This is a genomic window from Anabaena sp. CCY 9910 (assembly GCF_963920875.1).
GTDB classification, from domain to species: Bacteria; Cyanobacteriota; Cyanobacteriia; order Cyanobacteriales; family Nostocaceae; genus Trichormus; species Trichormus variabilis.
In genome coordinates this window covers 29,296-42,761 of the sequence record NZ_CAWUDJ010000005.1, presented here as the reverse complement: position 1 = coordinate 42,761, position 13,466 = coordinate 29,296, and the positions used below count along the sequence as shown (strand labels likewise).

The window sequence follows — 13,466 nt, the reverse complement described above, 5'->3', positions numbered from 1 at the left end:
AACTTTAGTTATGAGTGGGGAGTAAAAAATGACTCCCCACACCTCAGAGGTAGATATGTTAAAAAAAATTTTAGTTGCATTGGATCGCTCCGACATAGGGCAGCAAGTTTTTGAACAAGCGCTGGTTTTAGCAAAAGCAACACAAGCCAAATTATTATTGCTGCACGTCCTATCTCCGGAAGAAGAAGGCAGTCCGCATATACCGATGGTTTCTGGTTATGACTACTATCCTGGTTTAAACGGTCAAAGTTTTGAGATATACCAAAAACAATGGGACACCTTTAAAAATGAGGGTGTACGGATGTTGCAAACGCTGTGTGCCAAAGCAAATACCCAAGGAGTTTCCACTGAATTTTCCCAAACCCTTGGCAACCCTGGCCGCACCATCTGTAAATTAGCTACTAATTGGAATGCTGATTTAATTGTGATGGGACATCGGGGCTTATCCGGAGTCAAAGAATTATTCCTTGGTAGTGTCAGTAATTACGTCCTGCACCATACCCCTTGTTCAGTGCATATAGTACATGATTTAGGCAGAGTTAAAGATACAGAACCAGTGCAGGATCCAACTCAAGAACCGCAGCCATTGCCTGCATAGTTAGAAATAGGGATGTAGGGGTATAGGGGTTTAGGGATAAATCTTTCTTTTCCTCATACCCTCATACCCTCACACCTAGTAAAGACCTCAAATTACCCATGACTACCACAACGCCACCTCATCCCCATCCCAGTGGTGATAAACGCTTGAAGATGCTGGATGCAGCTATCAAGCGTCACCAGTATCAGCAAGACGCATTAATTGAAATTCTTCACAAAGCCCAAGAACTGTTTGGCTATTTAGAAAACGACTTATTACTTTATATTGCCCATAGCTTGAAGCTACCGCCTAGCCGAGTGTATGGAGTAGCAACTTTCTATCATTTGTTTTCCCTAGCGCCCCAGGGAGTCCATAGTTGTGTGGTGTGTACGGGTACGGCTTGTTATGTGAAAGGCGCACAAGCAATTTTGACTGATTTGGAAAAGTCTACTCGCATTCATGCTGGGGAAACTACTGCGGATGGTCAATTATCACTGCTAACGGCACGGTGTTTGGGTGCTTGTGGGATTGCTCCGGCTGTGGTTTTTGATGGCAAAGTATTAGGTAATCAAACCCCAGAATCAGTGAGTGAGCGCGTGCAAGGATGGCTATAAACAATTCAAAATTCAAAATTCAAAATTCAAAATTCAAAATTCAAAATTAAGAAAGTCAGATTTGATTTTGGTTTTCAGGTTGATATCTGTAGGACTTATAGTCCATAGCCAATAGTCAAAATTAAGGTTTTTGGACTGTGGACTATTGACTATTGACCACCCTCAGAAGTTTTTTTGGTTCAGTGCGTAAATCCTAATGTGTTGCCTTGTTTTGGGGAGTTGAGAGAAAACATGGAACTGAATGAATTACTAGATATTGGCAGACAGGAACGCTCTCAACAGAAACCAGTGCAGATTCGCTGCTGTACGGCGGCTGGTTGTTTGTCTGCAAATTCGCAAGCGGTTAAACAACGATTAGAAGAGGCAGTGAAAGCTGAAGGTTTGGAGGATGGGGTACAAGTCGCTGGTGTTGGTTGTATGCGCTTGTGTTGTCAGGGGCCTTTGGTGGAGGTAGAGGGGAGTGGGGAAGAAGAGACGACACAAAAGCTTTACGGGAAGGTTAGGTCTGAAGATGCGTCAGTGATTGTTGGTACTTTGAGGGGGAAAGCGGCACAATTGTCAGTTATTGACTTAAAACAGCCATTTTTTACTTATCAAGCGCCAATTGTTTTAGAGAACAGTGGCAAAATTGACCCGGAAAGGATTCAAGCTTATATTGCGGCTCAAGGTTATCAGGCGCTTTACCAAGTGTTGCGGGAAATGACACCGGCGGGAGTTGTAGACAGTGTTAACCGTAGTGGTTTGCGGGGGCGTGGTGGCGCTGGCTATCCCACGGGTTTGAAATGGGCAACGGTGGCTAAGGCGAAGGGAGAGCGCAAATTTGTCATCTGTAATGCGGATGAGGGAGACCCAGGGGCTTTCATGGATAGGAGTGTGTTGGAAAGTGACCCGCATCGGGTGTTGGAGGGAATGGCGATCGCTGCCTATGCTGTGGGTGCTAGTCAAGGTTATATTTATGTTAGGGCAGAATATCCCATTGCTATCAAACGCCTACAAACTGCTATTCATCAAGCCCAAAGGCTCGGTTTGTTAGGTAGTAATATATTTGAGTCTCCCTTTGATTTTAAAATCGATATCCGCATTGGTGCGGGGGCTTATGTCTGCGGCGAAGAAACAGCCTTGATGGCTTCCATTGAGGGTAAACGCGGTGTCCCTCATCCCCGTCCTCCTTACCCGGCTGAGTCTGGTTTATGGGGTTATCCTACTTTAATTAATAACGTCGAAACATTCGCCAATATTGCCCCCATCATTCGTAAAGGTGCGGACTGGTTTGCTAGTATCGGTACGGCTAAAAGTAAGGGGACGAAGGTTTTTGCTCTGGCTGGTAAGATTCGCAATACAGGTTTAATAGAAGTGCCGATGGGTACATCCTTACGGCAAATAGTCGAACAGATGGGTGGTGGTATTCCCGATGGTGGCGTTGCTAAAGCTGTACAAACAGGTGGCCCTTCTGGGGGATGTATTCCCGCTTCGGCTTTTGACACTCCTGTAGACTACGAATCTTTAACTAACTTGGGTTCTATGATGGGTTCTGGCGGGATGATTGTTATGGATGACACCACCAACATGGTAGATGTTGCCCGATTTTTCATGGAATTTTGTATGGATGAATCCTGTGGTAAATGTATTCCCTGCCGGGTGGGCACTGTGCAGCTACATGGATTATTGAGCAAGATTCGGGAAGGTAAGGCTTCAGTTGCTGACTTAGAACTGTTAGAAGAACTGTGTGACATGGTAAAGAATACCAGCTTGTGTGGTCTTGGTCAGTCTGCGCCTAATCCGGTATTTAGTACATTGCGTTACTTCCGTGATGAATATTTGGCGTTGATAGCCGAGTGAAAGGATGAATTTGTCGGACTAAGAGTTTTAAAATTAAAATTTTATGATTGCATCCCGCATTTATGCAATGCCGTAAATTCTTACCCCAGCAAACGTTTGAGTTGTTTGTATACTTCATCATCGTTACGTTTACCAACTAAAATCACTTCAACTAAATCTGCATCTGGATCAAAGCGGTAAACAATACGATATTCTCCCGAATCTACGCGATAGTATCCAGGATAACCAGTTAATTCTTTATAGTCTGCGGGTAGGGGGTCAATATTGAGCGACATGACTTTTTTGGCGATTTGAGCAGCTATTTTAGCCTGTAAACCTCTGAGAAATTCGAGAACTGTTTCTAAACCGTCTAATTTTGCCATACTGTAAATTAGTCATCAAGCGCTGCTAAACGTTCGAGTTCTGCGGTAAAAATTTCTGAGCCTATCATGTTAGATTTAGCCACAGCAATTTGTGCTTGTTGACCTAAAATTAAATCTTCTAATTGGGTAATTCGATTCATTAATTGCTCGTAATTTTCTACTGACATAATTACGTAACTAGATTGTGATTCACTTGTCAGGATGATGGGTTCGGTTGTAGCTTGTTGTAGGGCATCACTGTGGAGATTTTGGATTTCTTGAAGGGGAAATTGGCGCATTTTCAAGTTTTCCTTAATGCTTTTTTAGTTATTTTAACAAGTGGGTTATTGATATTTCTGTTAAGTCTGATTATCCTAATATCTTGCGAAAAAATAAACGCGAACTGAGTAGTCAGCGCTTCGAGATCGCATATCTCATCAAACCCAAAAAAAGCGATAACTTCGTTAAGCTGCACTAACGCACTTCTCAAAACTACCGAAAGAAAATGTTTGGATTAAGCGAGTTAAAGCAAACACTATTCTATCAACAAGCCTTTGAGGAAGGAGAACAGAAAGGAAGACAGGAAGGAAAGTTACTTGCTGTACCACCAATGTTAGCTGCTGGGTTGACGATCGCGCAGATAGCGGAGGCTTTGGAGTTAAGTATTGATGATGTGAAAACATCTGCACAACAGTCTGAGTAAAGAAGGGGATATAAGCGATCCCTTTCTTAAGTCCGGTAATCGCATATCTCAAAACCAAAAGGCGTAGCCGTAAGGCTTGTCGTTAGACATCGCACTTTCCTAACATCACACAGGCGATCGCATGTGGCATTTAGCTTGCTACCTTGTTCAAAAAACTGTTGAAGCGATCGCTATCCATCAAGCCATTTTCCGATAGTATGCGGCGCACTGCAACTAAATGCAATGTTCTGACATCCGCTTGTTGCTCGTAATCAGGCAGGACTATTAGTGTACCAGATGATGGATGCTGGTAAATCTTTTGAGAGCCAAAGGTCTGCATGGTTACAAACCCCGTCTCTAAAAGCAATTTCTCTAATTCTGTGAATTTAATTTCTCTAACCATGATGACGAATCACTCCTTGTAACTGGCTGAGAACATTATTTTTATATTAAACTTCACACATCGCACTTCTCCAACATCACCAAAGCGATCGCCATCCCATCAAACGCGATCGCACACTCCAAAAACCCAATCAAAGCGATCGCACTCTCTCCAACATCACAAAAGCGATCGCACTTTCCCAAAATCACCAAAGCGATCGCACACCTCAAAAACCAAAGGCGATCGCACTTTACCAGCATGAGATGAAAAATGTTATGAAGGCAGTAATTTATTGGTAGTATCATGCTTATTCAGCAATTAGATTTTTGGCATTGCTGGCTTATGGGATAATTTAGCTTAATTCTGAACGAAATACTAGTAGTTTCAGCCTTTAGTTCATCCCGCATTTATGCAACGGCAGATTTTTAATATAAATCTTACCTTAACCCATTTTGAATTTTTCTAATTGCGTTTTGAGCATTTTCGTAATCTCTAATCTTACCTTCTTGCTGATAGAGGTTTGCGGCTATTTGAAAATCTGCTATTGCCATTTTATATTCTTTAAAGTAAGTGTTAATCACACCTCTATAGTAATAAACATCAGCATTCTTGGGATTCAAACTTAGTACTTTATTTAAATCTGCCATCACAACCCTAAGAACATCCAAATCTATACTTGTTGATAGAGAGGCCTGCGTCCACGATCCCTTGAGTTCATCGAATAGGCGAACAATAGCTCGATGGTAATAAGCATCAGCATTACTAGGGTTAAACTCTAGTGCTTTATTTAAATAATTTATTGCAAATTCATAATTTCCCAATGCATAGTAAGCCACTCCTATATTGACTAGAATCCTTGATTCTAAATCTTTATAACCAATCGACCGCGCAATTACCAAGCTATTTTGATAATAATTTAGTGCCTTTTGTTTATCACCTAACTGGCTATAAACTTCACCTATTTTACTAATAATTTCTCCTTCTTCGCCACGATTGCCGACTGCTTTGCTCAGGGAAAGAGCTTGATTATAATAATTTAATGCTTGAGCATACTCATTTTTTTTCTCATATATTCTTCCGATGTTGTTGAGAGTTCTTGATTCTGCATTTCTGTCTTTAATTTCTCTGAAAATAGCTAAAGCTTGTAGTGAATATTCTAAGGATTTATCATTATTATTTGATTTACGATAAACTACTGCTATATTGCTTAATACCACTCCTTCATCTCTGCGATTTTTTACTTCTCTGCTGATAGCTAAGGATTTATTATATAATTCTAATACTTTTTTATATTCACCTAAGTTCACATAAACCGTGGCAATATTATTGAGAACAGTTGCTTCTTCGATATTATTATTTTTTGATCTTCGATAAATAGATAAAGCTTGTTCATAAAATTTTAATGATTCCAAATATTTTTTTTCTTGTAAATAGATATTTCCAAGGTTAGTTAAAATCTGTGCAGATTCATTATTATATCCACGATATTCTAAAATCAACTTTAATATTTTATTATGAGAATCATTTATTTTTCCTATTTTTGGCTTGAGATTATCTGGGATATCAGAGTCATTTAAACTAAGTATTCCTCCGAATTCTACAGCTATCACTTCAAGTTTTTGTAATAAATTATCAATCATCAATTTAATTTGATTACTTTCCTGTTCCCTCTCATTTAGTAAACTCTTAACTTGATTATACTGATATTCTTTGTCATAATTTTTTTTATTGAATTCAGCAATTTTATTCTTCATTACTCTTTCTGTTTTTTGTAATTGATTCTGGACTTGTGAAAGTTCTGTTTTTCTATCTATTAGTTCTTGAAATATTGATGCTTTCTCATTTTGCATTTTTTGTATATTTTCTTGCAATTCTTGGTTTCTCTTTCTTGCATTATTGAGTGCATCTTGAACTTTTTGTAAATTATACTTTGTAGAATTAAATTCTTTTCTGTTTTTCTCTGACTCATTCCTTAGATCATCGATGTTTTTCCTGACTCTTACTACTTCATCATTTTTTTCACGGGCATGTTGAGATGCTTTTCCAGCTACTAGCAACGCTCCTATGGCTAAAATAGCTGATGATACTAGCACAAAACTCCCAATGTAAATCTGATGTTTAATAGCTTTTCTGACTTTTATCAAGTCTTTATTGGCTTTTTCTAAATCTAATTCAGCTTTTTCTTGCGACGCTGCCAAAATTTGATTAGCTTTTCTTTCTACTTCCAATGCACTTTTTACTTTCCTGCTTTTGAATTCCACACTCGCAGACAAAAACCGATAATCAATATCGCTTAACTTTCTTCTATCCGCCCAAACGCGAGCTTTTTCTAAATCTTCCCCCGATAATAAACAACTATTATCCTGATAATTACTCTCTACCCAAGCCCGTAATTTATCAGCATAAAAACGCAATTTATCTAACTCATTTTCCACCCAATCAATATCAAAAACATTCCCGTAAATCTGGTTATAAACCCTCAATTTCCCTTGCTGCTGTACCACCAAACCCGTCAAACGCAAGCGCATCTGTTCAAAGCCACTATCAGCAGTCATTTCTTTTTGTTGTAAAATCTGCTGATATAACCCCAACAAAGCTACAGAAATTTCCTCGCTAATTAGTAACCTGTCTCGAATCGTTTTTAAATGCTCTTGTTTATCGTTAGCTTCCCAATTATCAATAATTTGATTGTTAATAATTTCTTTTACTAATTCAATAATCTGATTTTCACCAACAGACCTAAAATCTCGCGTCTCGATACTTAAAGCTTTCCCCAACAATTCACAAACTCTCTGAGTTAAAAAAGGCTGTCCCCCCGTCCAAGCTAAAACCTCTTGCATCACCGCTTGGGGATTTTCTACTTTTCCTGCTAATCCCTTTGCTAAAGGTTCTATTTCGTGAATCTTAAATCCATCTAACTCAATTGCTTCACCAATATTAAAGGGTGTTCGAGTTTTATCTTGGATTAAATCACCGGGGGTTGCTACTCCTAATAAAGCAAAAGTCAACCGTTTATAAGCTGGATTTTCAGAACGTTTGTTATAACAACTTCTAATCAGAGCAAAAAAATCTTCGCTCGCAAATCCTAAACTCAGGGTACTATCAATTTCATCGATAAAGATAATAATCTGCCCTGGGATAGATGACAAAAGTACATCTTCAATAAATTCATCTAGTCTCTGCACAGGAGAAATATCATGGCGATCGCGCCACCAAGTCCGCCGAAATTCGATTGGTTTGGCAATTTGCAAATCCTTAACAATTTTGGAAACAATACCCGTATACCATTGTTCCTGAGTGACGTTATCTTTGCTACCTTGTCCAGAAACATCAATACTAGAACAAGCCACCCCTTCGTTGACAAGTCTTTGCATCACCCGAACTTTCAAGCTCGATTTACCCATCTGGCGCGAGTTAAAGACGTAACAATATTTACCTGCTTTCAAAGCATGATAAAAATCCGAGTCGGCTTTCCTCACCACATAACTAGGAGCATCCGGGGGGAGACTGGCTCCAACTTGGTATTCGTAATTGTCAACCATTACTTTTTCAATTTCTCCAATTTTGGTTAAGGAACACCAAAAAATAAATTATTACCAAATTGACGGTTAGTAGGGTGCGTCAGTATGAATAATTTCTTGGTACAGCTAGATTTTCTTGCACTGACGCACCCTACATTTTGGATATTTTTTTATCTGGAAATCCCTTATCTAATTATTTTTTCTGCAAAATAATAAACATCAAACAACCTCAAAAGCTTGTGTTATATAAGTTTAGCCGAAGTGGGATTGTAAAAACTTTGAATTTAATTTGAATTTGATTTGAGTTTGATTTGAGTTTTGTGAGTACGATTTTTAGGGGTTTATCTATAGCGAGAAATCCTCTAATCTGTGGGTATAGTTATTATCTATTTTTTTATGACTATCAATCCAGAACCCATTGGGGGGTTAGGTTTTAGGGTGCGTCAGGACTGTATCAACAAAGTTAAAGCTGCCAGGAAAACCGCTATGATGAAAATGGGCAAGAAGAATCAGGAAACTTTTGCCTATGCAATTCAAATCGCTCCATCGACATTAAGCAGTTTTCTCAATGGTAAAAATGTCGCTCTGGGAACTTTCCAGCAAATTTGTCAAAGCTTAGATTTAAACTGGGAAGACATCGCCGATAGACCAAATAACCCAATTACTCCTCCAGTTCCCCAATCTTCAACAACATCAATATCAATCCTCTCCCCTGATATGTCCATCAAATATCCAGAAGGGCCAGTTGCATTAGATTCAAATTTTTATCTTGATCGTTCCCCCAAAGAACAGGACTGTTACCGAGAAATTAGCAAACATGGCGCATTAATTCGCATCAAAGCACCGGAACAAAGAGGGAAGACTTCATTACTAATTCGGATTTTGTACCAAGCACAAACAAATGGCGATCGCACTGTTTATATCAGTTTAAAGGAAGCAGACAATCAATGTTTTACCAATTTAGATAAATTCCTACGTTGGTTTTGTGCAACCGTTAGCCGGAAATTAAAATTAGAAAATCGCTTAGATGAATATTGGGAAGATGATATTAGTTGTAATATGCGCTGTGAAACCTATTTTGAAGAATATATCCTCCCAGAAATAGGTCAACCATTAACCCTCGGTTTAGATGAAGTTGATAGATTATTTGCATATCCCGATATTTACGGTGATTTTTTTGGCTTGCTGCGATATCTCCACGAAGAAGCCAGACGAGAGAATATTTGGCAAAAATTTCGCTTAGTCCTCGCTCATTCTACCGAAATTTATGTCCCTTTAGATATCAACCGTTCTCCCTTCAATACAGGTTTCCCCGTCGATTTACCAGAATTTAATTCACAACAAATAACCGACTTAGCCCAAAAACACCAATTAAATTGGGGTGAAAAAGAAGTTACTCAAATTATGTCTATGATAGGTGGACACCCGTTTTTAGTCCGTCTTGCTTTATATCATATTGCCCGTGAAGATGTTAGTTTAGATAACTTTCTCCAAACAGCAGCCACCGATTCCGGGATTTACTCAAAACATTTACATCGTCTCATGTCCGCCCTGGAAAAACAACCAGAGTTATTAGCAGCAATGCGAGAAGTTGCTAAACTCAATCGACCACTACAGTTAAGTGCTGAAATCAAATTCAAATTACAAGCAATGGGATTAGTCAAAATCACAAATGATGGTGTGATACCCAGTTGTGAATTATATAGACAATATTTCCAAAATTTTTAATCCCCTGTTTGTTGCGAATTCAGCATGAATTGAAGATGAAAATATTCTTTTATATTCAAAAGAAAATCAAAAGAGATTTAGATAAATTTCAGTGCGAAACACCTATAATTCCAGTGTTTGATGAAATTGTCGAGTTCAACAGACAATTTCATGTTACAAGCATTCAGCAACAAAAAAATCAAAAACCTCACAGCAACCGCAGTTTTCGCTATTCTCGCCCTCGCATCAACCGTAGTTCGCGCAGACGATGGTCCATATATTGATCAAGTCAAACACCAGTTATTCAGAGCAGCATTTGCATCTGGTTTAAATGGTTACACTTTAACTCACGAACCTACCATTGATACCCTCCGTGAAGGTCGCTCCCACTATATAACCGTAAATCTGCGTGCAGGTGTTTCCTATGGGATCGTGGGAGTGTGTGACAGCGATTGTCGAGATTTAGACATTTCTCTCCGCGATAACCGAGGAAACTTGATTGCTTCAGATTTACAAGATGATGACATTCCCATGATTAGCTTCAATCCCTCTCGAAGCGGTAGATATCAAATCCAAGTTGATATGGCTGATTGTAATGCTAATACTTGTTACTACGGCGTAGGTGTATTTGGTCAATAAACCCAAATTCAGTAGACGGAAAAGTTTGGCGATCGCTACCCCCGCCGAAGGTATCGCTAAAAATTTGATCAACCTTCACAAGTTCCTCAAACTCTTCACCTATAACTCAAGGTGTGAGGGATGAATTATGACACCAACCAAAGGCTAATTCTCAACCAGGGCTAAGAGCAATGTCAGTAAAGACTTTAACAATTAACGACCAACTCATTAGCGCTCAAGAGGAGGAAACCTTACTACAGGCGGCGCAGGAGGCGGGAATTCATATTCCGACACTGTGCCATTTAGAAGGTGTTGGTGATGTGGGTGCTTGTCGGCTGTGTTTGGTGGAAGTTGCTGGTAGTAACAAATTGTTGCCTGCTTGTGTGACGAAAGTTGCTGAAGGGATGGAAGTTTCCACAAATAGCGATCGCCTACAAAAATACCGTCGTACAATTGTCGAAATGCTTTTTGCTGAGGGTAATCATATTTGCTCGGTTTGCGTTGCTAATGGTAATTGCGAACTGCAAGACTTAGCCATTGAAATGGGTATGGATCATGTGCGATTAGAATACCATTTCCCTAACCGCAAAGTTGATATTTCTCACGCTCGCTTTGGTGTTGACCATAACCGTTGTGTACTTTGTACTCGCTGCATCCGCGTTTGTGACGAAATCGAAGGCGCACATACTTGGGATATGGCAGGTAGGGGAACAAATTCTCATGTAATTACCGACCTCAGCCAACCTTGGGGGACATCCGACACTTGTACTTCCTGCGGTAAATGCGTCAATGCTTGCCCCACAGGAGCTATATTTTACCAGGGTTCCAGCGTTGGGGAAATGAAACGCGATCGCGCCAAACTCGATTTTTTAGTCACAGCACGGGAAAAACAGCAATGGAACCTTTAGAGAGAGAAGAGGCAGGGGAGCAGGGAGCAGGGAGCGGAGGGGAGACGTTACGTAAAGTCCCTTCTCCTCCCTCGTCTCTAAGAAAACCAGGAGGTGAAACTGATGGGCAAAACTACCAGACAAGCAACAACCAGAAGCAACAAGAAGACTCGATTCCCATTGTCGATGTGCTTATCTCCCACTTCTTTCAAAACTCTGTTTTGGTGGCTGCTATTGTTGGGGATAATGACGCTATATATATTCCTGGGTTTAGGAAGCCTACCGTCACCAACGCTCTTGGCAAACGCTGCTGCCAATCCGTCAGAAGCAGCATCAAAAGAAATTCTTTATCGCTCACTCACAAAATTAGATGATCAATCAGGACACGTTTGGCAGGTTGTACTGTTTAAGCAAGTTTATCCTGGTCAAGCCGAAACCGTAAATTTGCGGCTGGTAGGCTTTCCCGGTTCTGCCGAGTTACTTCATCCCCAACCTTTAAAGATTACCACCGCCACAGGTAAAGTCTTAACTGCTGCCGATGTCTTCCTAGATGAAGCACCAGCACCGACTATCGGTCAGTATGACTTTAAGGATATACTGCCCCAACTATCTATAGAACCGTTAGTTTTAAGTATCTCTTTACCCAGCGATACCATCAATATTTCAGTCCCCCAACGCGTTGTTCAAGATTGGCAGAAAGTAATGAATGGGGAGTCATGAGTGCTGAGTAATGAGCTTTTTGAATCTCCCAGTCCCCAATCCCCAATCCCCAATCCCCAATTATTATGTCTCGCTTGAAGTTAGCAACAGTATGGTTAGGTGGATGTTCTGGCTGTCATATGTCCTTTCTTGATTTGGACGAATGGCTGATTGATTTAGCCGCACAGGCAGATGTAGTTTTTAGTCCTTTTGCAGATATTAAGGAATATCCAGAGGGAGTGGATGTAGTATTGGTGGAAGGTGCGATCGCTAATGAAGAACATCTCACCACTATTAAAATTGTCAGGGAACGTTCTCAAATATTAATTTCCTTCGGTGACTGTGCAGTAACAGGTAACGTCACAGCCTTACGTAATCCCTTGGGTAGTGCTGAACCAGTCTTACAACGCTGTTATATCCAAGCAGTCGATATTAACCCCCAAATTCCCCAAGAACCGGGAATCGTACCGCCTTTATTAGATAGAGTGACACCTGTACATTCCATAGTTCCAGTAGATATTTATTTACCAGGTTGTCCACCCTCAGCAACCCGAATTAGAGCAGCTTTAGAACCACTATTACAAGGCGAAACACCACATTTATCTGGGCGGGAATTTATTAAATTTGGCTAATGAGTCAGTTGTCAGTTGTCAGTTGTCAGTTGTTCGTTGTCAGTTGTTCGCAGGGGTGGGTTTATGAAGATCATCACCCAAGAGTGAAAATATCTGTAAACCTGCCCGTACAGTTGTCAGTTGTCATTAGTTATTTTTCTCTACCTCCCCCGCCTCCTCTGCTTCCCCTGCCCCCTCTGCTTCCTCTGCCTCCTCTGCCTCCTCTGCTCCCTCTGCTTCCTCTGCCTCCTCTGCTCCCTCCGCTTCCCCTGCCCCCTACCTTATCCCAATTAAAAATTTAAAAATATTTACGCCATTCTACTTACTCCCAGGGTAATTATGTTAAAAGCATCAGACGTTATGACTAAAGATGTGGCTACTATTCGTAGTTCCGCAACCGTAGCTGAAGCCGTGAAATTAATGCGTGCTAGAGATTGGCGAGCGTTAATTGTAGACCGTCGCCACGAACAAGATGCTTACGGGATTATTAGTGAGAGCGATATTGTCTATAAAGTTATTGCTTATGGTAAAGACCCTCATAAAATACGAGTCTATGAGGTCATGAGCAAGCCTTGTATCGCTGTTAATCCTGACCTTGGGTTAGAGTACGTAGCTCGACTATTTGCTGATTATGGTCTCCACAGAGCGCCTGTGATTCAGGGTGAATTAGTAGGTATTATCTCCCTAACTGATATTTTGGCTCAGAGTGACTTTCTGGAACAACCCTACACAATTCTTCTAGAACAACAATTACAAGACGAAATTAAAAAAGCTCGTGCTGTGTGTACTCAAAAAGGAATTAATTCTGAAGAATGCGCCGCCGCCTGGGATGTAATTGAGGAAATGCAGGCAGAAATGGCACACCAACGAGCTGAAAAAGTTAGCAAAATCGCCTTTGATGATTACCCAGAAGCCTTAGAAGCCTGATTGATGAACTGTAAAACTTAGGAGTGCTGAGTCATAAGTCATCGGTCAAAAGAAGCAGGGG

General features: G+C 40.4%; 15 protein-coding genes. 10 read left to right on the top strand and 5 right to left on the bottom strand.

Features of this window, described 5'->3' with window-relative positions; translation table 11 throughout:
• Window positions 1-55 precede the first annotated feature (55 nt).
• The 3 genes from ACM5QX_RS06140 (at window position 56) to ACM5QX_RS06130 (ending at window position 3,030) form a co-directional block, all read left to right on the top strand.
• On the top strand, window positions 56-598 hold the full coding sequence (locus ACM5QX_RS06140) for a universal stress protein (RefSeq protein WP_414752947.1): 543 nt from the start codon (window positions 56-58) through the stop codon (window positions 596-598).
• Window positions 599-696: 98 nt separating this feature from the next.
• On the top strand, window positions 697-1,191 hold the full coding sequence (gene hoxE / locus ACM5QX_RS06135; RefSeq protein WP_011321316.1) for a bidirectional hydrogenase complex protein HoxE: 495 nt from the start codon (window positions 697-699) through the stop codon (window positions 1,189-1,191).
• A 231-nt stretch (window positions 1,192-1,422) separates the two neighbouring features.
• On the top strand, window positions 1,423-3,030 hold the full coding sequence (locus tag ACM5QX_RS06130; RefSeq protein WP_414752821.1) for a NuoF family protein: 1,608 nt from the start codon (window positions 1,423-1,425) through the stop codon (window positions 3,028-3,030).
• An 80-nt stretch (window positions 3,031-3,110) separates the two neighbouring features.
• Here the strand turns inward: ACM5QX_RS06130 and ACM5QX_RS06125 are convergent, their stop codons facing one another.
• Window positions 3,111-3,392, bottom strand: coding sequence for a type II toxin-antitoxin system RelE family toxin (locus ACM5QX_RS06125; protein WP_414752820.1), 282 nt, complete (start codon window positions 3,390-3,392; stop codon window positions 3,111-3,113).
• An 8-nt stretch (window positions 3,393-3,400) separates the two neighbouring features.
• Window positions 3,401-3,670, bottom strand: a complete 270-nt coding sequence (locus ACM5QX_RS06120; RefSeq protein ID WP_414752819.1) for a type II toxin-antitoxin system prevent-host-death family antitoxin — start codon at window positions 3,668-3,670, stop codon at window positions 3,401-3,403.
• A 206-nt stretch (window positions 3,671-3,876) separates the two neighbouring features.
• Here ACM5QX_RS06120 and ACM5QX_RS06115 point away from each other — a divergent pair, with 206 nt between their 5' ends.
• Window positions 3,877-4,074 (top strand): hypothetical protein, encoded by a 198-nt coding sequence (locus tag ACM5QX_RS06115; protein ID WP_414752818.1) that lies wholly within the window; start codon window positions 3,877-3,879, stop codon window positions 4,072-4,074.
• A 130-nt stretch (window positions 4,075-4,204) separates the two neighbouring features.
• On the opposite strand, the gene ACM5QX_RS06110 is transcribed toward ACM5QX_RS06115, so the two are convergent.
• The 3 genes from ACM5QX_RS06110 to ACM5QX_RS06100 all read right to left on the bottom strand — a co-directional run bounded on the left by ACM5QX_RS06110 (window position 4,205) and on the right by ACM5QX_RS06100 (window position 7,977).
• Entirely contained in the window at window positions 4,205-4,456 is a 252-nt protein-coding gene (locus ACM5QX_RS06110) for a type II toxin-antitoxin system HicA family toxin (protein WP_190674376.1), read from the bottom strand.
• 53 nt (window positions 4,457-4,509) lie between these two features.
• Window positions 4,510-4,740 carry a hypothetical protein gene (locus ACM5QX_RS06105; protein WP_414752817.1) on the bottom strand — a complete coding sequence of 77 codons (231 nt, stop codon included), beginning with the start codon at window positions 4,738-4,740 and terminating at the stop codon, window positions 4,510-4,512.
• A 132-nt stretch (window positions 4,741-4,872) separates the two neighbouring features.
• The gene (locus ACM5QX_RS06100; RefSeq protein ID WP_414752816.1) at window positions 4,873-7,977 is read right to left on the bottom strand and encodes a tetratricopeptide repeat protein; all 3,105 of its coding nucleotides are present in this window, start codon (window positions 7,975-7,977) and stop codon (window positions 4,873-4,875) included.
• Between the two features lie 375 nt (window positions 7,978-8,352).
• On the opposite strand from ACM5QX_RS06100, the gene ACM5QX_RS06095 reads away from it, so the two are divergent.
• The 6 genes from ACM5QX_RS06095 to ACM5QX_RS06070 all read left to right on the top strand — a co-directional run bounded on the left by ACM5QX_RS06095 (window position 8,353) and on the right by ACM5QX_RS06070 (window position 13,405).
• Entirely contained in the window at window positions 8,353-9,684 is a 1,332-nt protein-coding gene (locus ACM5QX_RS06095; protein ID WP_414752814.1) for an AAA-like domain-containing protein, read from the top strand.
• A gap of 150 nt (window positions 9,685-9,834) precedes the next feature.
• Window positions 9,835-10,302: a hypothetical protein gene (locus ACM5QX_RS06090; protein ID WP_414752813.1), complete on the top strand. Its 468-nt coding sequence runs from the start codon at window positions 9,835-9,837 to the stop codon at window positions 10,300-10,302.
• A gap of 170 nt (window positions 10,303-10,472) precedes the next feature.
• Window positions 10,473-11,189, top strand: coding sequence for a bidirectional hydrogenase complex protein HoxU (gene hoxU / locus ACM5QX_RS06085; protein WP_414752812.1), 717 nt, complete (start codon window positions 10,473-10,475; stop codon window positions 11,187-11,189).
• Between the two features lie 102 nt (window positions 11,190-11,291).
• Window positions 11,292-11,888, top strand: coding sequence for a DUF3122 domain-containing protein (locus tag ACM5QX_RS06080; protein ID WP_414752811.1), 597 nt, complete (start codon window positions 11,292-11,294; stop codon window positions 11,886-11,888).
• Window positions 11,889-11,953: 65 nt separating this feature from the next.
• Entirely contained in the window at window positions 11,954-12,499 is a 546-nt protein-coding gene (locus tag ACM5QX_RS06075; protein WP_414752810.1) for an oxidoreductase, read from the top strand.
• A gap of 318 nt (window positions 12,500-12,817) precedes the next feature.
• Complete coding sequence (locus tag ACM5QX_RS06070; RefSeq protein ID WP_414752809.1) at window positions 12,818-13,405, top strand: CBS domain-containing protein; 588 nt, start codon at window positions 12,818-12,820, stop codon at window positions 13,403-13,405.
• The last annotated feature ends 61 nt before the right edge of the window (window positions 13,406-13,466 follow it).

Excerpts from the sequence above, each read along its gene's own strand:
- ACM5QX_RS06100 (WP_414752816.1), bottom strand. The coding sequence starts at position 7,977 with ATGGTTGACAATTACGAATACCAAGTTGGAGCCAGTCTCCCCCCGGAT.
- ACM5QX_RS06120 (WP_414752819.1), bottom strand. The coding sequence starts at position 3,670 with ATGCGCCAATTTCCCCTTCAAGAAATCCAAAATCTCCACAGTGATGCC.
- ACM5QX_RS06140 (WP_414752947.1), top strand. The coding sequence starts at position 56 with ATGTTAAAAAAAATTTTAGTTGCATTGGATCGCTCCGACATAGGGCAG.
- ACM5QX_RS06110 (WP_190674376.1), bottom strand. The coding sequence starts at position 4,456 with ATGGTTAGAGAAATTAAATTCACAGAATTAGAGAAATTGCTTTTAGAG.
- ACM5QX_RS06080 (WP_414752811.1), top strand. The coding sequence starts at position 11,292 with ATGGGCAAAACTACCAGACAAGCAACAACCAGAAGCAACAAGAAGACT.
- ACM5QX_RS06090 (WP_414752813.1), top strand. The coding sequence starts at position 9,835 with ATGTTACAAGCATTCAGCAACAAAAAAATCAAAAACCTCACAGCAACC.
- ACM5QX_RS06095 (WP_414752814.1), top strand. The coding sequence starts at position 8,353 with ATGACTATCAATCCAGAACCCATTGGGGGGTTAGGTTTTAGGGTGCGT.
- ACM5QX_RS06070 (WP_414752809.1), top strand. The coding sequence starts at position 12,818 with ATGTTAAAAGCATCAGACGTTATGACTAAAGATGTGGCTACTATTCGT.
- ACM5QX_RS06075 (WP_414752810.1), top strand. The coding sequence starts at position 11,954 with ATGTCTCGCTTGAAGTTAGCAACAGTATGGTTAGGTGGATGTTCTGGC.
- ACM5QX_RS06125 (WP_414752820.1), bottom strand. The coding sequence starts at position 3,392 with ATGGCAAAATTAGACGGTTTAGAAACAGTTCTCGAATTTCTCAGAGGT.
- hoxE (WP_011321316.1), top strand. The coding sequence starts at position 697 with ATGACTACCACAACGCCACCTCATCCCCATCCCAGTGGTGATAAACGC.
- hoxU (WP_414752812.1), top strand. The coding sequence starts at position 10,473 with ATGTCAGTAAAGACTTTAACAATTAACGACCAACTCATTAGCGCTCAA.
- ACM5QX_RS06105 (WP_414752817.1), bottom strand. The coding sequence starts at position 4,740 with ATGATACTACCAATAAATTACTGCCTTCATAACATTTTTCATCTCATG.
- ACM5QX_RS06130 (WP_414752821.1), top strand. The coding sequence starts at position 1,423 with ATGGAACTGAATGAATTACTAGATATTGGCAGACAGGAACGCTCTCAA.
- ACM5QX_RS06115 (WP_414752818.1), top strand. The coding sequence starts at position 3,877 with ATGTTTGGATTAAGCGAGTTAAAGCAAACACTATTCTATCAACAAGCC.